This window comes from Streptomyces sp. NPDC001781 (genome assembly GCF_053596035.1).
The window spans coordinates 139,843-161,586 of record NZ_JBSFFI010000008.1 but is presented as its reverse complement, the minus strand read 5'-3'; the positions used below and the strand labels follow the sequence as shown (position 1 = coordinate 161,586).

Sequence of the window (21,744 nt, the reverse complement as noted above, 5' to 3'; positions counted from 1 at the left end):
ATTCTATGACTTGGAGGATACCCATGGCCGCACCGACCTCCCCGGCGGATCTGTACCGCCACAGCCTGCGACTGCTGCTCGACAAGGACATACCCGCGTGGGTCGCCCTGTGGGCCGAGGACGGCCTCATGGAGTTCCCCTTCGCCCCCGACGGCTGGCCCCGGCGCCTGGAGGGCAAGGAGGCCATCGCCGCCTACATGCGCCACTATCCCGACCACATCGACCTGCACGACTTCCCCGACCTGCGGATCCACCAGACCACCGATCCCCAGACCATCGTGATCGAGATGCGCGGCGTCGGCCGCCTGGTGGAGAGCGACGCGGCCTTCGACATGACCTACATCGCCGTCGTGACCGTCCAGGACGGGCACATCACTTCCTACCGCGACTACTGGAACCCCCTCGCCGTCCAAGAGCCCGCCGCCGACTTCACCGGGAGCAACCGATGACCACCACCGGCACCACACTGGTCATCGGCGCTACCGGCACCACCGGAAGCCGCACCGCAGCGCAGTTGTCGGCCGCGGGCCACCGCGTCAGAGCCGCCAGCCGCCGGGCGGCGCCGGTCGCCGCCGCGGAACCGGTCTCCTTCGACTGGTACGACCCCGCCACCCACGCGGCAGCACTCGACGGCGTCGACCGCCTCTACCTCATCCCGCCCCTGGGCGACTCCGACCCCGCGGCGACCATGCTGCCGTTCCTCCACCAGGCTCGCACCGCCGGTGTGCGCCGCGCCGTGCTGCTGAGCTCCTCGGCCATCACCGAGGACAGTCCGGCGCTGGGAACGGTGCACCGGACCCTGCCCGATCTGTTCGCACAGTGGGCGGTCCTACGGCCTTCGTGGTTCATGCAGAACTTCACCGGCACGCACGCGCACGCGCGCAGCATCCGCGACGAGGGCATCATCTGGACCGCGGCCGAAAGCGGCCGGGTCGGTTTCGTCGACGCCGAGGACATCGCGGCCGTCGCCGTCCGCGCGCTGACCGACGAGCAAGCTCCCGACACCGATCTCCTCCTCACCGGACCCGAGGCACTCAGCTACGACGACATCGCCGCGATCATCGCCGAGGTCACCGGCCGGCCCGTGGTCCACCACCGTCTGTCGTACGAGCAGATGCGCGATCGCCTCACAGCGGAGGTGCCGGTCGAGTTCGCCGCAATGCTGACCGACATGGACCGTGCCATCGCCGGAGGGGCGGAGGACCGCGTCACCGACACCGTCCAGCGCCTCACCGGTCGGCCCCCGCGCACCTTCCGAGCCCTCCTTGAGAGGGAGATGCGATCCAGCGGCTGATGTTCCAGGGCGATCAGCAGTTCGGGTCTGACCCCCTGCGTAATCTTGGCCTGGCCGTCTACGGCGGCTCGGACATTGGAGAAGTCGTAGAAAACCGCCTCCTGGGTCACCTCCGGCTACTACGACGCCTGGCTGTTGGAGGTGAGTCGAAGTGGCCGTAGGGCTCGTGTACACACGAGCGGGGAGACGGCTCTGCGCTATGCATAGGTGAGGCACTCGGCCCACTGACGCCGCCCGCAGCCGCAGTGCCTCCTGCGGCGACGGCGACAGATGCCGCGCGTCCCCCGCCAGATCGCTCACACCCCACCGACGACACAGAACCCAAACCGTTTCGGATCAATGGACGACTCCCTGTCGTAGCCAGACTCAGAGGCTGGGAGCGTTGTCAGTGCGAAGTGCTTGGATCTGGCGCAAGCACCGGCAATCCTCCGGGCTGCCACCTACGGGGTGGGCCCGGTGGACAGCACCGGGAAGTCGAAGGTCGACCTGCCCGGGCGGCGACCGGTCGCCGCCCGGCCCAGGCGTGCGACCGTGGAAGGCAGGCGATACGGCCGTCGTCCTGATCACGCCCCTGCCGCGTCCCCCTCACCAGAATGGCCTGGCGTCCGGGCTTCCGGGCGCCGCAAATCGAGCCGTGCGCGTCGCGCGTACGCGGTGAGCCGCTCCCGCCCGCCGTCGGTGCCGGGATCACCGGACCGGCCGGTCGGAACGGGGGACCGGCCGCCACCTCGGTCCGGGAGGAACCTCCGGCCGCCGGAACGGGTGGACGCACGCTCCCGGAGGGTGCGGTGCGGACGGTGCCCGGGCTCGTGGGGGCTCACCAGCGGACGACCGCGCGCCGGTCGGGCCGGATCAAGTACAGCCGGTGTAGAGAAAAGGCATGCCGCAAAGTTCCGACGGAGACGATCGGCCGGTGCGGACGAGCCGGGCGCTTATCACCATCCCGATCGCGTGGATCCTCGCCGTGTCCGTGACCGACGTCCTGGTGCCGCCCCACATCCACCTGGGGCCGCTGCTCGTCGCCGCTCCGGCGATCACCCCCTTGTTCGGCGGACCCTGGACGGTCGGACTGGTGGCCACGCTGGCGGTGATCGCGCAGACGGTCATCGGGGTGCTGCGCGATCCCGGCGGGCTGCTGTCCGCCAACCACCAGGCACAGGTGATCGCCCTGGTGGTGGTGGGGGTGAGCCTGGTCGTCTTCTGCGTGGTGCGGGAGCGTCGCGCCAAGGAGCTGACGCAGGTGCGGTACGTGTCGGAGACCGCCCAGCGTGTGGTGCTGCCACCGCTGCCCGGCCGGCTCGGTCCGCTGCGCGCGGCCTCCCTCTATCTCGCCGCGGAGGCCGAGGCGAGGATCGGCGGTGACCTGTACGCGGTCGCGCGCACCACTTCCAGCACCCGCCTGATCGTCGGCGACGTACGGGGCAAGGGGATGACCGCGGTCAGTGACGCGGCACTGCTGCTCGGGGCGTTCCGCGTCGCGGCCCACCGCGACGCGGGTCTGAGCCAGTTGGTGGCCTACCTCGACCGGAGCGTGTGCTGGGACCTGATGGAGCCGGGGGAAGCGGGCAGCTACGGGGAGGCGTTCATCACCGCGACCGTCCTGGACATCCCCGACCGGGAGGGCCCGGTGCAGATGATCTCCTGCGGGCACCCTCCGCCCATCGTCCTGCGCGAGGGCCGGCCGCGGACGATGACCGCCCCCCATCCCGCGCCTCCACTGGGACTGGGCGACCTGACCGGTCCGAGCTACCACGTGGAGAGCTTCTCGTTCCTGCCGGGAGACCTCCTGCTGCTCTACACCGACGGTGTCACCGAGGCCCGCGATCCCGCCGGCACCTTCTACCCGCTCGCCGAGCGCATCGCCGGCTGGACCGAGGACGATCCCGAGGCCTTCCTCCTCCGCTTCCGGAGCGATCTGCTGCACCACGTCGGCGGACACCTGGACGACGACGCCGCCATGGTCGTCGTCCAGCGTCCCGCCGACTAGGGTCTTTCGTTCGGATCGGGCCGGATCAGGGAGCGGGGGCCGGTGCCGTGCCTGGCGAGGCGGAGGGGGGGCGTCATGGCGGAGCCATGGCAACCGGCGACAACGCGGCGAGGGGCGGCACCGGCCGGTGGCTCTCGAACATGGTGAAGACCTCCGGTGTGGTCGGAGCTGTCTGGGAACTCACCGCATGGAGGTCGTCGTGTCCCACCGTCATGCGCCGCTGACTCCGGCCGGAAGGCTGCGTCTGGCCCGGTGCGTCGTGGACGACGACCGGCCGCTGCGGCGGGCTCCGCACCGACAGCCTGTAGCACGGTCCAGTTCGGCAAGTCCGCAGCGACGCGCCGAACAACGCAAGCGAGGAGGCGTCAGAACACCACCCGGAAAGCCTACTCGTATGCTAATCCGCCTTATGCGTAGACAATATGACGTTCCATCATTTTTTGACGCGAGCGAGAAATTACCCCGTTCGGAACTGAGCCTCGATCTTTGGACATGCCGGACATGTCGGCCATGGGTAAGTTCATCAACAAGCCGGTCCGACGGGCCGGCGCCTCTCTGTGCGACAGGAGATCGTGAGATGAAGCTTCGTTCCACCGTCATCGCCGTTGCTGTGTCGGCTGCCGCGGCTATGGCCGCGACCGGTATCACGTACGCCTCGGCCGCGCCTGCTTCGGTGCCCCAGGAGGCCCCGGCCGCTGTTGCCGCCGTGAACGGCGGCAACGGGCAGGGCGGGACCGCCAAGGGCAACGCGGGCGGCAACAGCAGCAACAACAACACCAACAGCAAGGGCAACGAGGGCAAGGGCAACGAGGGCAACGAGGGCAACGACTGGGACGACGACGACAACCAGGGCGGGGGCGACTACAAGGGCCGCATCCAGATCAACGAGCGGTCCTACTCCACGCACCCCGGTGACTGCATCACGGTCGTCAGCGGCCTGGGCGCGAAGTCGCTGAACATCCGCAACGAAAGCCGTAAGGCCGTCGAGGTCTTCCGCGGGGCCGTCTGCGACAACGGCGCTCCCGTCGCCACCGTCGGCCCGCACAGCTCCAGCTACGGCGTGCACCCGGGCTGCGTCGAGGGCATCGACATCGACAAGGGTGTCGTGGCGAGCTTCCGTGTCGTCAAGCGCCACCACGACGACTACTAGGCCGTAACCGAGCACCTACTGTGAGCCCCGGCCCGCCGGAATTGGGCCGGGGTCCCAGTTTGACCTGTGTGCGTGGCGGCCGTCTCCGCCACGGCCCTGCCGGTACGGACGCGCGGCGCGCGGCATCCAGTGTCCGCGCGCCCGCCCGCCGCCTGCACACGCAGCCCCCTTGCGGTGTTGCGCCCTTCGGTGTGTGTTCTCACCTGATACGAGCGGGCAGGGGCACATCGCGGTACTCCCCCACCTTCCGGTCCTGAGCGGTCCACAGCTCATGGTCGACATGATGACCTGTTCGCTGACTCGGTGGACATCGTCGGCCACGAGGTTGTCGAGGTTCACCGCGGCCGCCTCCCCGCTGCGCAGGCCGCAGCCGCTCATCAGGTCGACCACCAGCAGGAAGGCGCCGTCCCCGGCCGTGCGTATCGCACCGCGTTGCTCGGTGGACGGGACGACCGCGCGAGCCGGGCCGTACTGCGGCGGCTTCACTCCGAGCAGCGGGTTGTCCGTGTAGATGCCCAACCGGTGAGCGTCGAGGACGATTGCGCGAAGCTCGTCGAAGGCGTTGGCCTGGGTCGCCATCCCGGTCTTCAAGCGCTCCATCGTGCGGATGAAGTGATCCACCACCTTGTGGTCGAACGAGTTCGTACGCCGGCTGCCGAGCGCCGGGTTGAGGTGGTGTTCCAGGAGCGAGTTCAGGTGCCGCACCGAAGCATCGGCCAGGTACCGCCGGCCGGCCTTCCACTCCTCGGCGCACTTCGCGAAGCGCATCGTCCCGGGCGGCTCACAACACCGCCCAGGCCACATCAACCACGAACGCCGGGGGCCATGCCGATGGCCTGCGCGCCGTTGGACGCGGTGCAGAAGGAGCCGAGCGCCCGGCCCAGATGGCCGGCGGGGACCCGCTGCTGGACCATCCCGAGCACCCCGGCGTAGTAGACGCCACCGGGCAGGCCCACCACGGCGAACAGCCCGATGTACACGCCGAGGGTGGTCGTGACCGTCGGCGCGTTCCTGGTTGCGTCAGTACATCGCCGTCGCGGCTCTGTGCAGGCCATCGGCCTTCGACCGCGAGACCTGCCGGCAGCGCAACACCGTCGAGGGCCGGCGACGGGGTGACCGGGCTGCCGGACGCCGGGGCAGCGGCGGAGGGATGGCACCTGGACCGTGGTCCTGTGGTGCCACCCCTCACCGGCGTGGGAGCAGGTCGGCTCAGTGCACGTCGACCCCGGTCCAGGCGGCCTCGACCGCCTTGTACTCGGCACTGTCGGCGCCATAGAGGTCCGTCGCAGCCGACAGGGTGCCCTTGCGGGCGTCGGCGTAGTCGGTGGTGGAGGTGAAGTAGCTGGTCAGCGCCTTGTACCAGATCTGGAGGGCCTTGTCCCTGCCGATGCCGGTCACCGTGGAGCCGTCCTTGGTCGGCGAGTCGTAGTCGACGCCGCCGACGGTCTTCGCACCACTGCCCTCGGACAGGAGGTAGAAGAAGTGGTTGGCGACACCGGACGAGTAGTGGACGTCCTCGCCGCCGACGGACGAGGTCCAGTAGTCGGCGGACCCGCCGTCCTTGCTGGGCTTGTCCATGTAGCGCAGCGGGGTGCCGTCGCCGTTGATGTCGATCTTCTCGCCGATGAGGTAGTCACCGGGGTCCGCGCTGTTGTTCGCGGCGAACTCGACGCCGGTGCCCATGATGTCGCTGGTGGCCTCGTTGAGGCCGCCCGACTCACCGGAGTACTCCAGCCCGGCGGTGTTGGAGGTGACGCCGTGGCTCATCTCGTGGCCGGCGACATCCAGGGAGGTCAGCGGGTCGCTGTCGTTGGTGCCGTCGCCGTAGGTCATGCAGAAGCAGCTGTCGTCCCAGAACGCGTTCACGTAGGCGTTGCCGTAGTGCACGCGGGAGTAGGCGCCCTTGCCGTCGTTCTTGATGCCGCTGCGGCCGAAGGTGTCCTTGTAGAAGTCCCATGTCGCCTGCGCGCCGTAGGCGGCGTCCGCGCCGGCGGTCGCGGCGTTCGTGGTCTGGCCGTCGCCCCAGGTGTCGTTGTCCTGGGAGAACAGGGTGCCGGTGCCGTCCTGCTTGTGGTCGAGGTCGTACGTCTTGTGGCCGCCGCGGGAGTCGTCGGTGAGGGTGTACGACGAGCCCGACTGCGCCGTGGTCAGGTCGACCTTGCCGCTGTAGTGGGTGTTTCCGACTCCGGTCTCGATGCCCTGGTACTGGAAGAGCTTCTTTCCCGTGGCCGCGTCGGTGACGACGTGCAGCTGGTTCGGTGTGCCGTCGTCCTGGAAGCCGCCTATCACGGTCTCGTAGGCGAGCACCGGCTTGCCGGCCGCCGCCCAGACGACCTTGCGCGGGGCGCGGTCGGTGGTGGCCTTCGCCGCTCCCTTGTCCTTCGCGACGCCCAGCGCCTGCTTCTGTGCCGTTGCCGCCGCGATCCGCGGTGTGAGGGTCGCGAGCTTCAGCGTCGCCTTCGACGCTCTGGTCACGCCCTGGGTCCTGCCGGACTCGGAGGTGTGCACGATCAGGTCGCCGCCGAGCACCGGGAGACCTTCGTAGGTGCGCTCGTAGCGGGTGTGCACGGTGCCGTCGGCGTCCTTGACGACGTCCTTGACGACCAGCTTCTCCTTCGCGCCGAGGCCTGTTTCCTCGGCGGTACGGGCGAGTCCGGCCTGTGCGGTCCGGAGGAGGGCGGTGCGGGCGGCGGCCGACAGCGCGACGGGCGCGGCGGCGGGTCGCCCGGAGCCGGCGGTGGGCCGGGGGGCGGCCGAGGCCGTGAGCGCGGTGCCCATCAGGGCGGCCGCGGTGGCGGTGGCGATGGCCGCCGCGAGGACGGTGTGGTGACGTGTGTTGCGGGAGGTCATGCGAGCTCCGCTTCCGTGGGGGGATTTGACCGGCCGTGCAGAGACGGTCCGGTGCGAGCTACATGGAGGTCACACCCTGAAAGGCAGGGACATGACAATCCACGACCGGGGGTCCACGGCTCATCAATTCTCCTGACGGGGCGTTCAGTTGGTGGTGCTGACCCGAGACAACCCCAGGTGGCCGCGCTCGCGCCATACGCCCGGGTAACTAATGACAACAACCCCACGCGGCCTCCATGCGCGGCTCACAGCCCTTTACACCTGTGGACGCTGTGCGAACTCGTTGAAAAGACATTGATCACAACGAGGGGAAAAGGCTGCCGCGCGTCCGGAGCCCCTGGCGGCCCCGGACGCGCGCCCCGGGAGTCACATCGCGCGTCACAGCCTCCTGTCGCGCTCCCAGGCGGTTTCGAACTCCGGCTCAGGGCCCGGGGGCCGTGCCCTCGTCGGCCGGCAGGGCGACCGGTCCGCGAACCGGGAGCCACCCCGTCCTTCGGGGTTCCGGCTCGATGCCGTCGGCCCCGCCCGCCGCGCGCTGCGCCCGCCGTGTCCGGTGCGCGCGGCGCAGCGCCATGTGCAGGACCAGGACCACCACGCACGTGACGGCGGCGGACTGCCACAGCAGCGTGTCGAGCCGGTCCGCCGCCAGATAGGCGCCCGCGGCCACCGCGGCCAGGGCACACACTCCGCGGTCCACGATGCTCTCCACCGACAGCAGGGTGGCACGCGGGGCGTGTTCGGGGATCGCGTCGTTGATGAGCTTGCGCTGAACCGGGTAGCAGAAGCCGGTGATCGCGGCGAACACGCACAGCAGCCCGGCCACGGCCCACGGACCGCCGACGACGGTGCCCGCCAGAGCGGCCGCGAGCGCCACGCTCAGCAGCGAGACCCAGGCCGTGGGAGAGAGCCGGGATGCCAGCCACTGGGGGCGCGCTGAGGCGATCGCCTCGGCGACCGTCATCGCCGCGAGTACCGTGCCGTGGCCGCTCTCGGCGATGCCGTGGTGCAGCAGCACCGGCTGGAAGAGATTGACCTGGCAGATCCGCGACAGTGTGAAGACACCGACGCCCTGGGCCATGAGCAGGGCCAGCCAGGGCGACGACCTGAGCGTCCGCAGCGCGGCCCCGGTGTCGCGCAGCAGCGCCGGGCCGCGCTGCCCGGAACCATCCGTCGTCTTCCCCGTGTCGCGCCGGGCGGTTCGTGGCAGCGCGAGGGCGCACCCCAGCGAGCCCGCCGCGCTCACCGCGCTCAGCACGTACGGGGACGGAGTCGCCAGCGCCATCAGCAGTCCGACGAACGGCCAGCAGACCACCTTGGCGGCCAGCCCCAGAGCACGCGCGGTGCCCTCCGCACGGAGGTAGTGGGAGCCCGCCCCTTCCGCTCGCAGCCCGTCGTACAGGCAGGCGCTGGCGGCCCCCGAGGCCAGGGAGCGGCCGGCGGCGATGGCCAGGAAGTGGAGGAGGAAGCCGGTGTAGGAGGGCGAGAAGACCGGCATCAGGTTCGCCGCGGTCATGACCGCGGCGCCCGCCCACAGGCAGTTGCGGGCGCCGATGCGGTCCGCGACGAGTCCGGTGGGGATCTCGAAGAGGCAGAAGGCGATGTAGTAGATGCTCTGGATGCCGAAGATCTGGCCGTCGGACAGGCCCGCGTCCCGCTGGTACGCGTAGAAGACGGGCATCCACCACAGGAGGTTGAACAGCAGCTGGAACCCGTTGTTGAGGCGGATGATCCGCCGGGCCGCCGGGGTCAGGTCCTCCTGGGGCGCTCGGCGCCACGGGGTGGACGTCCGGCGCCTCATCGGGCGTACGGGCGGACCTGGACCAGCTGGAACGCCCCCTCGTCGGTCATGAGCCACTCGATGTCCAGGGGGTCGTCCGGGTCGCCCTGGCTGAAGTGGGACTGCAACAGCCGCCCTGTCAGAGCGAGTCGGGCCAGCACCGCCCGTGTCTCCGCCGTCAGGTCGGTGCCCGAGGATCCGACGGCGACCGTACGTCCGCCGCCTTCGACCGTGTTGTACAGGTACTGGTGCGGCAGCATCGTGCCGTCCACCACCCGCTCGGGCGAACCGGCGGTGCAGTTGAGGTACACGTTGCGGAAGTCCTCACGGCGGGTGGGGTTGCAGGTGACCAGGACGCCGCCGAGCTCGGCCGGCGCGTACTCCTGGATGATCACCCCCATGTAGGTGTCGTCGAGCGGGATGCCGACCTGGTGACGCATCCGCACGCTGCGCGGCGAGAGCAGTGAGGCCCAGACGTGGACGACGGCGGACATCAGCTGCTGTTCGCCGCGCACGGTCGTCACCGAGTCGTAGATGCCCGCTGCCGAGAACCCCGGCAGGTCCTCGGCGTTGGAGGAGGAGCGCACCACGAGACGGCGGCCGTCGGCCAGCAGTCGCGGGACCGACCCGGTGATGGCTCGCACCACCTCGTCGGGCACCGGGGTGCTCCGCATCAGGTGCTGGAGGTCCAGTGCGAGCGAGTCGATCATGTCGGTGGCGTCGAGTTCGAGCGCCATCTTCAGTTTGCCGATGCCCTGCTGGAGAGCGGGCGACGAGGTCAGATAGAGATGGTGCAGATGGAACGGCAGCGCGACACCCCGCGGGGCCCGGACCGTCCCGGCCACGCGTTCGAGGGCCGCGGAACGGAGCTGTTCCAGGGGCGCTCCCGGCTCGCCGAGCCGTGCCCCCAGATGGGCGAGCAGGTCCGGCCGTGGCGGGCGCGGGCGGGCGTAGAAGGCGGTCAGGTCCGCGGACCGGCTGTCCAGGACGTGGTGCAGCTCGCCGAGGTTGGCGGCCTTGGTGCCGTAGCTGTCGCGGTCGTCGGCGCGCAGCCGGTGCAGTTCCATGATCGGCGCGTCCCCGATGAGCGGGGGCTCGATGTGGATGCGCTGGGCGTCCCAGACCGGCCGCTCCAGCTCCGGAGCGCGGTCCAGCCGTTCCAGGGTGATGATGTCTTCCCGCACGCGGTAGTCCACCCACGTGCCGTCCAGGTCCTGCCGCTCCACGAGAGCGTCCAGGTCGCGCATGATCGCGTTCGGGATGCCCCAGCCGGAGGCCAGCACGTTGGTGTGCGAAAGCGGTGTCGTGGCGGCCGTGTTGATGAAGCCCGCCACCCGGGGCACGTCGTCGGGCAGGCCCGCCATGGCGACGATGTCCGACCAGCCGAGGTCCGCGGCGCCCGCCCGGTACTCCCGCTGGCTGCGGAAGTACCGCAGACGTCCCCGCGCCGCCCCCGGGTTGAGGCAGGTCCGGGTGCGGTTGCCGAAGAGTTCCTGGCTCAGGATGCGCGGGAGGCGGGCGTCGCTGACCTCGGCGAGCTCGTGTTCCTGGCCGTGGTTCGCGGGCTTGAGGAGCAGCGGGAGGCGTCCGTCCACGCGGTGCCGCACGTAGTCGTAGAAGTCCTGGAGCAGGGCGCCGTGCATGGTGTCCGCCTCTGTCGTCTCCAGCACGAGGAAGGGGCGTTCGGTGCCGTCGGCGTCCTCGTCGCTGTGCAGGGAGAGGACTCCCAGCAGGAAGCGGCGGTCGGGCGCCATGTACACCGAGGCGTTGAAGGCGTCCAGCTCCGCGTCGAGCTGCTGCGGTGTCATGCCGATTACGTGCGCGGCGATGTAGTCGACGTGGAAGGGGTGCACCCGGGTGTCCAGCACATGCCAGGTGTCCTCGACCCGGTCCACCACCACCTTCAGGTACGGGTGTCCGGCGAGCACGCCGGACAGCGTGCGGAAGAGCGGCAGCGACAGGTTGGCCCCGACGACGGTGCCGTCGGCCGCCGCCTCGGGGACGGGCGCCGTGTCCTGTGCGAGCGTCATGCGCGGACCTCCTCCGCGGCGTCCGCCGACAGGATGGCCGGCAGCGCGTCCACCAGGGCGGTGAAGTCGCGTACGACGGTCTGCGGCCGGTCGGCCGACAGCAGGCACAGTCCGGCCATGGTGTTGGCGCCGCCCGCGGGATCGTAGACCGGGACCGGCGAGCCGTCCGGCAGGGAGCTCTCCCGGACGACGGACAGCGTGCTACCGGCGGCGATCGGGGCCTCGCGGACCACCGTCGAGGAGTCCCACAGCCCCCGCCGCGCCCACGGGGTGCCGTCACCGTTGACCGCGAGCACCACCAGCGACCCCGCCGCGCGCCCGGCGTCCGCGGGGGTCAGCGCACGGGTGGGCCAGGCGGGTGGACGGCCGAGCATCTGGTCGGTGAACATCCCGATGAGATCGAGGCCGAAGACCTCTTCGATCTGCGGCACGGTCATCGCGCCACCGAACCGGGCCGCGGTCTCGATGACCCACATCCGGCCGTCCGAGCCGAGTTTGATCTCCGTGTGGGTGCCGCAGTTCTCCAGCCCCAGCGCGTCCACGGCCTGCCGCGCGAGCCGCACGATCCGCTCCTGCGCCGCGCTGTCGACGGCGGCCGGCGTGATGCCGGCGCGTTCGGTGAACGGTGGCACCGTCGGCATTCGCCCGGTGAGGCACACCGGCCTGAACTCGCCGTCGACGACGGCGCCTTCGACGCTCACGTAGTCACCCCAGCCGGGGCCGTCGAACCACTCCTCGGCCCGTCCGGTGACGATCTCCTCGACGATGAAGTCCTCGGAGGCCCCTCGCACATGCAGTTCGGCGAACCCGAGCAGCGCGGACTCCGCCATCACCTGTCCCGACCGGCTCCAGGCCTGACGCGCCCGCTCGGGGCTGTCGATGATCTGGTGTGCGGTCGATCCCGCGCTCCAGGCCGACTTGAGTAGCAAGGGACATGACAAATCATGAGTCGCGGCCTCGAGTTCGGCGAGGCTCGTGACGGCGCGGAACCTGGGCTGCGGCACGCCGTGCCGATCCCAGGCCGCGCGCATCAGCCGCTTGTCGCGGGCGAGACCGACGGCGTCCCCGGCACCCCGCAGACCGAGCCGTCGGCACGCCTCGGCCACCGCGACCACCGCGTACTCGGAGAAGGTGAGGATCGCGTCCGCCCCCACTTCGCGGGCCCGGGCGGTGATCAGCTCGACCAGATCCCGCTCCTCCGCCCCGGACGGCACGGTCACGGAGGCGCACAGCCGCGCCGCGTCCTCCTCCGTCCCCTCCGGCAGCCCGCTCAGCAGCAGGAGGTTCACCGTGGACCTCGCCGCCACCCGTTCCAGCGCATGGCCCACCGGGGGGCCGCCCTTGGCGTGCACGTACAGCACCTGGCTCATGCGGTTCCGTCTCCTTCGAAGTCGCGGCAGTCGACGCCCACAGCACTCATGCCTGCCGTCCGCCTCCTTTCAAGCGAACCACTCCGGACCCGCCGGTTACCCGGGGCCGCGGGTTCGCCGCTCAGGCAAACGCCCTATTCGGAAAGGCGGTTTGCGCATCGTGAAGGTTCGGTGATGCGCTAGCGGACAAGCGGTGCAGGCAGTGAGGACGGCCGCCGTCCCCGTCACCTCCGGGTGCTACGGCTTACACACGAGGCATCACCGCAGGTCACAAAGTGCAGCGTTGAAGGAGTTGGGCCGTGAGCGAGACGGAGTCCAGGACGTGGCCGGTTCACCCGGGGGGTCCGCCCGATCACAACCCGTTCGGCGCCCTGGCCGAACTCGCCCCGGCCGCCGCGTTCATGCGCGACGGCACGGGCCGCTATGTATGGGCCAACCACGCGTACGCCCATCTGTACGGGACGACCCGTGACGCGGTGATAGGCCGCCATCTGTCCGACCTGGACGAACCGGCCGACGTGGACCGCTTCCTCGCCATGGACCAGGAGGTGCTGGCCGACGGCAGGTCCGTGCGGCACACCCTCACCTACCGGCGCCCCGACGGGTCTCTCGCCCACGCGGCGGGCTACCGCTTCCCTGCCACCTGGAGCACCGGACGCTGCGTCGCCGGCATCTACGTGGACGTGACCGACTACGTCCGGGCGACGGACCAACGGCACCACGCCGAGGCGGACTTACGCGCGCTGCGCGACCACAGCGGACTGGCCTGCGTCAGACTGACACGGGACGGACGGGTGAGCGAGGCCGGCGTAGCGGCGGCGGAGGTCCTCGGTGTCCGGCTCTCCGATCTGGCCGGCATGCGCGCCGACTCGCTTCTCGCCGACACACGCGAACACGCCGATCTGTTCCGGGCGTGGAAGGACCTGATCAGCGGACGGCGCAAGAGCGCCCGCGCGCTGGCGGTGCTGGTCGACGGGGAGGGCGGGCAGCGCCGGGCCCGTATCCATCTGACCACCGTCAGCACACCGGCGCCGGGCGTCACCGGCGTGTGGGCCGTCGCCACCCGTCTGAGCCGGCGTCAGCGGACCCAGCCCACTCTGACGCCCGCCCAGCTCCGTATCGTCACCCTGCTCGCCGCCGGGCGCACCAACACCGGTATCGCCGCAGAGCTGCGCCTCTCGCGTCAGACCCTGGACTACCACCTGAGCCGGCTGCGCCAGCTCCTCGAAGCACCGACCCGCCCCGCGCTCGTCGCCCGTGCCTACGTCCTGGGCCTCCTCTCCCCCCAGATGTGGCCGCCCCAGGCCCCCGCAGGGGCGCGCGTCCCCGGCCCGCCGTGACCGGCACCGGCCGTAACACGCCGTGTCCGGGCCCCGGCTTCCGGCGGGAGGAGGCCCGCCGTGGGCGTGGACGCTACGGGGCGGCCGGCGTGCGCCGCGTGCGGTGACGCCCGGCCGCCCCCGGTGGGGCCCCGCGCCACGCTGGTCCTCCATCCCGTCGCGGTACCCCTGGTGTACGGTCCCGAGCCTGCCATGACACACGTCCCTCGCCGGCTTGTGGCGGGACTCCTGCACCGTGAGCTGCCGGTCCGTCTGCCACCGGCAGGTGTCGTCCACCGGGTCCACCACGCGCAGCAGGTACTCGGTCTTCGCGATCCGCCCGTACTCGGCGAACGCCGCCTCCGGCGGAGCCGGGCGTGCTTCGATCGGGATCCCGGCGTGGACGGCGATGGCGCCGGTCCGCGGGTACTCCTGGTCGACGTGCACGAGGGGTGTTCTTGGCGGCGGTCCATCCCTTCAGTACGGCGACGTCGAGCTGCATCAGAAGGTGCTCGAGCCTCCGGACGGTCAGAACCTCGTCGGTCTGTCGCGCGCTGTCCTCGACTCCGCGCCTTCCTCTCGAACGTCCGTCACCGCTGGACGACGTGGGCGTGGCTGCTCGTCTCTCGAGGAGGGCGGGCGGGTGCCGGGAAGGGGAACGTCCCCGTTCCCTCGGTGCGGTCGAGTGCACCGAGGGAACGGGGACGTGTCGTCCGTCCGAGCGATACTCAGACGATCCAGTGGTCACCGGAACCGCAGTCGGCGATTTCCAGCGGGGCGTCGTTGCGCGCGGCCGCACCACCGGTCGGGCGCAGGCACAGGTCGTTGCTGACGGCGTTGCGGATCCAGTTCGTCCCGTCCCCGCGGGGGTCGAGCCACCAGAGCTGGTTGTCAGCGGTCGCGGTGCAGTGGAATTCGCCGACCTTCGTACCCGCCGACCTCGCCTTGTAGTAGCCCAGGTCCAGGCAGAATCCGTCCTTGCTGTTGCGGATCAGGAAGAGCGGGGCGTTCTGGGGCCCGCCGTTCCTGCTGACGATGTCCAGACTCCACAGCTGGTTGTCGGCAGCCGTGTTGTTGCACGGGAACTGGTTGACGGGATCATTGATCTTACCCGGACCGTAGCCCGCAATGTCCACGCACTGGCCGGTCGCCGCGTTCTTGATGACGGTGTTCTGCACTCCGGAGCGGCTGTTGGCCCACCGGCGGAGCTTTTCGGCCGGGGTCAGCTCCACGGCCGCGGCCTTCTTCTTGGTCGAGGAGGCGCTCGGTGACGGTGCGGGCGTCTCCTTGCGGACCACGGGAACGGGCGGCGGCTGGTTTTTCTCCTTCCTCTGCTTCTTCTCCTTCTTCTTGCTCGGCTTGACGGAGGGCGTCGGTGACTTGCTCGTGTAGGTCTCCGGAGCAGCGGAGCGTTCGGTGACCAGGATCGTCCCGGCGGCGTTCTCCGTCCGGGACCGCTCGGGCTTGCGTTCGTCCTGCCCGGCCACGAGGAACGGGACCGCGATCAGTACCGCGCCGACGATCGCCGCCGCCGCAAGCATCGGCTTCTTGGGACGGCTGCCGGGTGGTTCGTCGCCCGGGTGGCCACTCGCCCCCGCGCCACCGCTGCCGGCCACTGACACGGCCGTCGCGGCGTCCGGGGACGTGCCCGCGGTGCTGACGGTCGCCGGCCCCGCGGCCGGGACGGAGGAATCGGCGGACGGTGTCGACGCGGAGGCCGCCGAAGCAGCCGTACCCGTCGAGGAGGCCGAAGAAGACCGGGTGGCGCCGGAGTCGGGCGTGGACACACCTGGTTCAGGCATGTCCCCGGCTGACGGCTCCGGAGCACCGATGCCTATCGCTGTAGCGGTAGCGGTGGCCGCGGCGGCACCCGGCCGCTCCGTCGCCCGCTTCCGGGCTCCATCGTTCCCCGGCTCGCTGGTGCCGGGGTCCTGGTTCGCCGGGTCGTTGCCCGCCCGGCTTTCCGCGCGGGCTGTCGCGTCCGGTCCGGCCGCGGTGGACGGCGTGCTCGTGCGGCCACGCGGTCCACCGCCCGGAGCGAGAGCGCCACCGGGGTCGCCGGTCGCCCCGCGCATCGTCACCGCCCGGCGGACCGACACCGGTGCGCTCCCGGCTCTCCCGGGGTCTCCCGCGCCGGCGGATGTACCCGACGGGGGCGGTACACGGTGGGAAGGATCATGCTCACGCGCCATGCAATTTCCTTACTCATGTCTGGGTTCGGTGTTGTGTCACGGCCCGGCACCCACGGGACCCGCGCAGCGCTCCGGCCAATGGCCGGTGGCCGCAGGTGTCGCCGAGCGCCCGCGCACGACATCGTCGAGCCGGGCGAGTACGGATCGATCCACATCGGGATCGGGCCTGGCCGCCGCGGCAGGACCGGTCAGTTCACGCAGATAGAGCTGTACGGCCTGGCCGTCGCGACGGACGTCCAGTACCCGGAAAAGGGTCCCCGGGGCGAAGACCACCTCATCCGGCCCCCGACCGTGGTCGGCCAACTGCCGTACACGACGGCCCGCCACCGACCAGATGACGTAACCACCGCCCGGCATGGCCGGCGTGCCGGGGTCGAACGGGGTGGTACTCAGGAGGGCCGCGTCGCGCAGCAGTGTCCCGGGGCGGGGAAGAGCGGAGGCGCCTTGGCCCTCGGCGGACGGATCACTGCCCGTGCCGCGCAGGACCGCACCTCGGTAGGACGGGAGCCGGTTCAGAGCCGAGGCCACACAGGCACCGTAAGGCAGCATGTCCGGTTCATACTCGCGCAGGGCCCGAGTCAACGCCCCGTGACTGAGGGGGCCTTCGGAAACATGCAGGTACATCCGCAGCGCGATCAGATCGGCGCGCGCCGCCTCCTGCTCCTTGCCGCGCAGCGCGGGCATCCGGGCCAGGGATCGGGCGACGGCCGCACCGTGCCGGTCCCACATCCCCTCCGCGAGCGTACGGAAGGCGGTGCGTTCCGCTTCGGAGCTGCGGTGGCCGGGGTCGAACGGCACGGGCGAAAGCGGGGTCGGCGGGAGGTACACCTCATCGATCCCGGCAGCGTCGGCCTCGGCTTCCGCTTCCTCCGCGGCGCCCGGCGTGCCGGGTATGTCCGTCACCTGCGGGCGAACAGGAGCTGTTGCGGCACCGGAATCCCCCGCTCGGCGGGATTCGTCCGGTTCGCGGTCAGCGCCCTTCGTCGTTCGTGTTCCGCCCTGTTCTGCTGGGGCGTCCGGCTTCGCGGGCGTCACGTCTCGGGAGACCGTGGCCCCCGGCGAGGCGGGGGGCGTGGCGGGTTCCGGGTCAGCCGGTGTCCCGGATTGCGCACGCATCGGTGTGGGCGGGAGTACGACATCGGGCCGGTCAGAGGCCTCCAGTTCATCCCGGAGCGAGTCCCCTGCAAGTTCCGCGGGCGGTTCCTCCTCGGCTGCCCGTGCTCCCTCGACGGCCGGGCTCGCGCCGTCCTCCGGCACGGGGGTGTCCTCCGACGGGGTCCTTCCCGACGGGGTGCCCTCCGCCGATGTTCCTTCCGCAGGGCTGTGGCCGGCTCGAGTGTCTTCCGCAGGGCTGCCCACAGCCGGGCTGTCACCACCACCGAGGCCACTGGCCGGGGAGTCGCCGGGCGCGTCGGGCCTGTCGTTCCGCACCGGACCGTCAGGCTGCGCCGGACCACCGGTCACCGCCAGGCCGTCGTCCGTCCCGACGGCCTCGTCCGTTCCCATGCCGGCGGACGGGCCTCTGCCGCCCGCCCGCACAGGCCCGTCCACCGCGGCGGGACCGGCGGCCTCGACGGGCGCACCCCTCCGCCCGGTTGCGCCGGCCCGGCCCGGCGCGTCACCGGATCGGCCCGGCTCCGCGGTGGGGTCCCAGAGCGCCCGAGGGCCGCCGGATCCCCCAGCCGTGACCGCGCCGGGGCCAGGGCCGGGCGCCCCGGCGCCCGGCGGCTCGGTCGCGCCCGCGATCGCTTCCCGGAGCTGGCGAGCGCGTTCGGCCCGTGCGGCCCGTCCAGCGCCTTCCGCCGGCAGGCCAGGTCCGATTCCGGCAGTGTGCCCCTGCTGCGAGGCCGGCAACGGCCGCGACGGCAAGCTCGGTCGCCCCGACTGCGCGGGCTGCCCGGTCCGGTCCGATCGCAGCGGTCCCGCCTGCGCAGGCCGGCTCGGCAGACTCGGTTGCGCGGACTGTGTCCGGGTGCCCTGGCCCGGCTCCGGTCGGCCCGCCGACGCGGCAGCACCGGCCGGGCCGGTCCCCGTCGCAGCGGGCCGCATCGGCACCGGCGGGGGCGGTGCCGCCGTCCGGGCGGGCAGCGCCTGGGCCTGGGCCTGGGCCTGGGCCGTGAGCCTCGACCGGGCCCGGGCCGGGGCGGGAGCGGCGTAGCGCAGGGTGCGCAGCCGGTGCTGTGCCGCCAGCTGGCGCAAGCTGCGCCCGCCGTCGTGGGGCACGCCGTGCACATGGAGCGTCGCGCGCTCGCGCAGGGCCGGTGTCAGTGCGCCCAGCAGGCGCAACAGCGCAGGCGACAGTGATGCGTCCAGGGGCTCGCCCGGCATGCCCAGCTCGATCACGGGGCCGCTCGCGTCCACCTGACGTGCCGTGGGGGACATGGCGGGTCCGCCACGCCGGCCGACCCAGAGGCCCGCCCTGGTGACAGTGACCTGCCAATGGTCCGTCAGGCCGGTCACGCCCGCCTCAGGGCGCGCGGGCCCCTGCAACGGGGGGCTCCAGCGCAGCAACAGGGGCGGCCGGGCCCGGCCTTCGCCGTCCGGCGGCCGGCACACCACGGCGTCCACGAACGGCAGCCACGTCGGCGTACCGTCCGGCGCGGCCAGGACCGACCGTACGGAGTACGAACCCAGCGGACCTGCCGCCGCGACGAGCGGCAGCCCGGTCATCACCTCCACGTCCGTCTCCAGCCGGTCGCACACCGACTGCGCCAGCCGCAGCACGTCACGCCGCCCGCCGGGCGCGAGCCGCACGCCGGATCTGGCCTCCTCCGGCAGGGCCGCCAGTACCTCGGCGACCTCCTCGGCCGACACGTCCTCGCCGTAGGCCACACCGACCACCACGGCCGGGCGCCGGGGATCGACCGGAACCGCGTGGTACAGGTCGCCGGGCTGGGTCGCCAGGGCCCCGGCGGGGCGTACCAGCAGGCCGGCGGGGATGTGCTCCACCACGCTGCCGCCCGCCGTGCCCGACGGCACGTCGCGCAGCGCGGGCTGCCAGGAGGGCTCCGGGCTGCGCGGGCCCAGTGGTTCGGGCTCCGCGCCCGGGGCGAACCGCCACCAGCCGCCCTCCGCCGGTCTCCCGGCTGCGGAGGGGGCGGGAGGGACGAAGAGCGAGCCGCCTGGTACGACGAGCGGCGCTCCGTCCGGGGCCTTGACCTCAACCCCCCAGGCGTCGGCGATCCGGCGCGCGGTGCCGGGCCGGTCCTTGGCGTCCCGCCCGGCACCGGCCATCACGAGCCGTACGGTGTCGGCGCCGGACTCGCTCAGCGAGTCCAGCACCTCGCTCAGTCTCGGCCAGAAGGCGGCGGAGTCCATGCCTTCGGCGCCCGCGATGACGGTCACGGTCCCGTCGTCCGTGCGCGTGGCGCGTGCCAGGTCGGCGACATCGGCGGGGGTGAGCGTGTCGTCCGACGGCGTCCGGAGCAGCAGGAGGCCGTCGTGGTCCTCGACCAGAAGGCCTTCCGCCGCCGTGGCGTCCGGCCCGTCGTCGGCGGGCCGGACGTCGGCAGTCCGGCGCCCGGCCGGGGAGGACCGGTCGCCGCGGCGCCGCGCGAAGGGGCTGCGTCGGCTTATCACTCCCGGGGCCCCTTTCCGGCCGCGGGCTCCGCCGCCTCAGGGGCGTCGGGCACCTCGGACACGTCGACGCGGCCGGAGCCGTTTTCCGCCGCGTGGGTGTCCGCACCCGGGGCCGCGGCAGAAGCGGCGGTGGCCGCCTCCTCGTCCGCCGCCCGGGCCGCCGGGTCTCCCACCCGCACCACGTGGATGCGCGGGGTCCCCGCCGCACCCGGCGCGTCCGCGCTGACCGTACGGTTCTCGCCGCGCTCTTGGGCCGCGATCTCCTCGGCCAGCGCCTCGGTCTCCATGACCATCCCGGCCGGTCCGGTCGGGTTCACGTAGAGGGAGTGCCCCTCGGGCAGTTTTTCCACCACGTCCGCCACCGGGACCAGCCGCGCGGCTAACGTCCCGACGGCACGGTGGTAGGCGGGGCTGGTGAAGACGGGAACGACGGGTTCGCCCTGGGCCGACCGCAGGACGGCCGGCTCGCCGTCGGGTCCGACGAGCACCGCGACCTGAGCGGCAGCCAGCGTACGGAGGACCTCTTCGGCAGGACCGTAGCCGGTGACGGCGCGCTGGATCGCGGATTCGACGGGATCGGTGGCCCTGGGCCAGCCGAGCGCCTCCGGGGAGGGGCGGTACCGCTCGTTGTCCTCCCAGGCCACGATCGTGCCGGTGGCGTCCGTACGCCACCGGCCGGGGACCGCCCAGTCCGGTGGTGTGCCCTCCCCCTTCCAGGCCGCGTCGGGAACGCTCAGCAAGCGGCCCGGCAGGCCGCGGGCCGCCTCGACCACTTCGGGAGGCGGTTCGGGCAGCGTCCCGGTCGTGGGGGGGGGGGGGGGGGGCGGCCCGGGGGGGGGGCGGGGGCGCCCGCACCGGGCCGTCGGCCGCCCCCACGCCGCCGACCGCCGCCCGGTCCCGGAGCCCCGGAGGCCGTCGTACGGGCGGCACCCCCGCGGCCCGTCAGCTGCCCGCCGGGCGCCAGTTCCGAGCCCGGCCGCGCGGGATGACCACGGCGCCCGCCGCCACCAGGAGCACCAGCCCTGCGCCCACGCCCGCCACCACCAGAGCCCGGGTGCGCGGCTGTGTCGCGGGCGGGGCCGGGACCACCGCCCGTTCCGGCCGGGGCGCCGTGCCCCTGGCGTCCGTCAGGACGGCCGTCAGCGCGCCGTACGGGTCGAGCCGCGGCGGCGCCGCCGGATACGCCGCCTCGGTCAGGCGGCGCGAGACCTCCGCGGCCTTCAGCTCCGGATAGCGCGCCCGCACCAGTGCCGCCGCCCCCGCGACGTGCGCGGCGGCGAACGAGGCGCCCGAGCCGATGAAGTGGCCCGGCCCCTTCGGGCCGATGCTCACCACCGCGTCACCGGGCGCTGCCAGGTCCGCGCCGCTCACCAGAGGGGCGTCGGACGGCCGGCCGCCGTCGGGGCCGTAGTCCGTCACGGCCAGCACGCCCGGCGCCGCCGCCGGCCAGTACCAGGGCGCCGGCTCCGCGTTCCGCTCCAGCGCGTCCGGCGCCAGCGGAGCCACCACCAGCGCGTCCTTGGCCCTCGCGTACGCGACCGCCTCCGTCAGCTGCGCCTTGCCGCTGTCCAGGGCCGCGGCGACGTAGATGACGCCGGCGCCCTCGTCCGCCGCCAGGCGGATCGCGTCGGCGACCTGGCCCACCGTGCTCCCGCCGCGCTCACCCGTGCCCCGTACGGCCAGGATCCGGGCCCGCGGCGCCAGCCCCGAGGGACCCCCGTCGTCGCCGGGCGTCGCCGCGATCAGGCCGGCCGCGAACGTGCCGTGCCCGACGCAGTCCTCGCCGGCCGGTCCGATCGCAGTCACCCGCCCCGACAGCGCGGGCGCCGCCTCGGCCACCCCCGTGTCCACGACCGCGACCGTCGTCCCCTCCCCCTGGGAGAGCGGCCGGGCGCGGGCCGCGCCCAGAGCGCCCAGCGCCCAGGGCTCGGCCGTGGCCTTCTCGCTGGACACCGAGGCGCAGGTTTCGCCCTCCGCCAGGACGGAGCGCACGACCGGCAGCCCCACGGGGTCGGCGGCGGCGGGCGCGGCCCCGACGACGCCCAGCGAAGTCGCGATCGCGGTCACCAGCAGGGGAATGGTCACAGCCGGGGCCCAGGGGCGGCGGCTGTGGTGAGCAACTAGGGCAGGGGGCATGGCGCGCATGATAGGCGTCGTCTCCGACGGTGTGCCGAGCGGGCCGTGACCTCGGCCGAC

15 protein-coding genes and 1 pseudogene are annotated in these 21,744 nt (G+C 72.3%); 5 read left to right on the top strand and 11 right to left on the bottom strand.

Features of this window, described 5'->3' with window-relative positions:
* The first annotated feature begins 23 nt into the window (after positions 1–23).
* The 4 genes from ACWCV3_RS10390 to ACWCV3_RS10375 all read left to right on the top strand — a co-directional run bounded on the left by ACWCV3_RS10390 (position 24) and on the right by ACWCV3_RS10375 (position 4,431).
* On the top strand, positions 24–449 hold the full coding sequence (locus ACWCV3_RS10390; protein ID WP_451221297.1) for a nuclear transport factor 2 family protein: 426 nt from the start codon (positions 24–26) through the stop codon (positions 447–449).
* Entirely contained in the window at positions 446–1,294 is an 849-nt protein-coding gene (locus tag ACWCV3_RS10385) for an NmrA family NAD(P)-binding protein (protein ID WP_451221294.1), read from the top strand. Before ACWCV3_RS10390 ends, ACWCV3_RS10385 begins: the two co-directional genes overlap by 4 nt.
* A gap of 880 nt (positions 1,295–2,174) precedes the next feature.
* Positions 2,175–3,281: a PP2C family protein-serine/threonine phosphatase gene (locus ACWCV3_RS10380; RefSeq protein ID WP_451221291.1), complete on the top strand. Its 1,107-nt coding sequence runs from the start codon at positions 2,175–2,177 to the stop codon at positions 3,279–3,281.
* A 577-nt stretch (positions 3,282–3,858) separates the two neighbouring features.
* A complete protein-coding gene (locus ACWCV3_RS10375) occupies positions 3,859–4,431 on the top strand; it encodes a hypothetical protein (RefSeq protein WP_451221506.1) in 573 nt (190 codons plus the stop codon).
* Between the two features lie 15 nt (positions 4,432–4,446).
* On the opposite strand, the gene ACWCV3_RS10370 is transcribed toward ACWCV3_RS10375, so the two are convergent.
* The 6 genes from ACWCV3_RS10370 to ACWCV3_RS10345 form a co-directional block, all read right to left on the bottom strand.
* Complete coding sequence (locus ACWCV3_RS10370) at positions 4,447–5,199, bottom strand: hypothetical protein (RefSeq protein ID WP_451221288.1); 753 nt, start codon at positions 5,197–5,199, stop codon at positions 4,447–4,449.
* 35 nt (positions 5,200–5,234) lie between these two features.
* Complete coding sequence (locus ACWCV3_RS10365) at positions 5,235–5,411, bottom strand: hypothetical protein (RefSeq protein ID WP_451221285.1); 177 nt, start codon at positions 5,409–5,411, stop codon at positions 5,235–5,237.
* 229 nt (positions 5,412–5,640) lie between these two features.
* Entirely contained in the window at positions 5,641–7,281 is a 1,641-nt protein-coding gene (locus tag ACWCV3_RS10360) for a M4 family metallopeptidase (RefSeq protein WP_451221282.1), read from the bottom strand.
* 421 nt (positions 7,282–7,702) lie between these two features.
* Positions 7,703–9,079: an MFS transporter gene (locus ACWCV3_RS10355; protein ID WP_451221279.1), complete on the bottom strand. Its 1,377-nt coding sequence runs from the start codon at positions 9,077–9,079 to the stop codon at positions 7,703–7,705.
* On the bottom strand, positions 9,076–11,088 hold the full coding sequence (locus ACWCV3_RS10350) for a PEP/pyruvate-binding domain-containing protein (protein ID WP_451221276.1): 2,013 nt from the start codon (positions 11,086–11,088) through the stop codon (positions 9,076–9,078). The genes ACWCV3_RS10355 and ACWCV3_RS10350 overlap by 4 nt, the downstream gene beginning before the upstream one ends.
* Complete coding sequence (locus ACWCV3_RS10345; protein ID WP_451221273.1) at positions 11,085–12,458, bottom strand: ATP-grasp domain-containing protein; 1,374 nt, start codon at positions 12,456–12,458, stop codon at positions 11,085–11,087. Before ACWCV3_RS10345 ends, ACWCV3_RS10350 begins: the two co-directional genes overlap by 4 nt.
* Before the next feature lie 299 nt (positions 12,459–12,757).
* Between ACWCV3_RS10345 and ACWCV3_RS10340 the strand changes: the two genes are divergently transcribed.
* Positions 12,758–13,798, top strand: coding sequence for a helix-turn-helix transcriptional regulator (locus ACWCV3_RS10340; RefSeq protein ID WP_451221270.1), 1,041 nt, complete (start codon positions 12,758–12,760; stop codon positions 13,796–13,798).
* A 132-nt stretch (positions 13,799–13,930) separates the two neighbouring features.
* Here the strand turns inward: ACWCV3_RS10340 and ACWCV3_RS10335 are convergent.
* From ACWCV3_RS10335 to ACWCV3_RS10315, 5 genes and pseudogenes are all read right to left on the bottom strand, one after another.
* A pseudogene (locus tag ACWCV3_RS10335) lies at positions 13,931–14,152 on the bottom strand (Tn3 family transposase); the annotation flags it as partial.
* 353 nt (positions 14,153–14,505) lie between these two features.
* Positions 14,506–15,318 carry an RICIN domain-containing protein gene (locus tag ACWCV3_RS10330; RefSeq protein WP_451221267.1) on the bottom strand — a complete coding sequence of 271 codons (813 nt, stop codon included), beginning with the start codon at positions 15,316–15,318 and terminating at the stop codon, positions 14,506–14,508.
* 687 nt (positions 15,319–16,005) lie between these two features.
* Positions 16,006–19,548 carry a hypothetical protein gene (locus tag ACWCV3_RS10325; protein ID WP_451221264.1) on the bottom strand — a complete coding sequence of 1,181 codons (3,543 nt, stop codon included), beginning with the start codon at positions 19,546–19,548 and terminating at the stop codon, positions 16,006–16,008.
* A complete protein-coding gene (locus tag ACWCV3_RS10320) occupies positions 19,545–20,321 on the bottom strand; it encodes a type VII secretion system-associated protein (RefSeq protein WP_451221261.1) in 777 nt (258 codons plus the stop codon). The genes ACWCV3_RS10325 and ACWCV3_RS10320 overlap by 4 nt, the downstream gene beginning before the upstream one ends.
* A 169-nt stretch (positions 20,322–20,490) precedes the next feature.
* Positions 20,491–21,693 (bottom strand): S8 family serine peptidase, encoded by a 1,203-nt coding sequence (locus ACWCV3_RS10315; RefSeq protein WP_451221258.1) that lies wholly within the window; start codon positions 21,691–21,693, stop codon positions 20,491–20,493.
* Positions 21,694–21,744 lie beyond the last annotated feature (51 nt).

Coding starts and splice junctions, on each gene's coding strand:
- ACWCV3_RS10390 (WP_451221297.1), top strand. CDS start 24: ATGGCCGCACCGACCTCCCCGGCGGATCTGTACCGCCACAGCCTGCGA.
- ACWCV3_RS10385 (WP_451221294.1), top strand. CDS start 446: ATGACCACCACCGGCACCACACTGGTCATCGGCGCTACCGGCACCACC.
- ACWCV3_RS10380 (WP_451221291.1), top strand. CDS start 2,175: ATGCCGCAAAGTTCCGACGGAGACGATCGGCCGGTGCGGACGAGCCGG.
- ACWCV3_RS10375 (WP_451221506.1), top strand. CDS start 3,859: ATGAAGCTTCGTTCCACCGTCATCGCCGTTGCTGTGTCGGCTGCCGCG.
- ACWCV3_RS10370 (WP_451221288.1), bottom strand. CDS start 5,199: ATGCGCTTCGCGAAGTGCGCCGAGGAGTGGAAGGCCGGCCGGCGGTAC.
- ACWCV3_RS10360 (WP_451221282.1), bottom strand. CDS start 7,281: ATGACCTCCCGCAACACACGTCACCACACCGTCCTCGCGGCGGCCATC.
- ACWCV3_RS10355 (WP_451221279.1), bottom strand. CDS start 9,079: ATGAGGCGCCGGACGTCCACCCCGTGGCGCCGAGCGCCCCAGGAGGAC.
- ACWCV3_RS10350 (WP_451221276.1), bottom strand. CDS start 11,088: ATGACGCTCGCACAGGACACGGCGCCCGTCCCCGAGGCGGCGGCCGAC.
- ACWCV3_RS10345 (WP_451221273.1), bottom strand. CDS start 12,458: ATGAGCCAGGTGCTGTACGTGCACGCCAAGGGCGGCCCCCCGGTGGGC.
- ACWCV3_RS10330 (WP_451221267.1), bottom strand. CDS start 15,318: ATGCTTGCGGCGGCGGCGATCGTCGGCGCGGTACTGATCGCGGTCCCG.
- ACWCV3_RS10315 (WP_451221258.1), bottom strand. CDS start 21,693: ATGCGCGCCATGCCCCCTGCCCTAGTTGCTCACCACAGCCGCCGCCCC.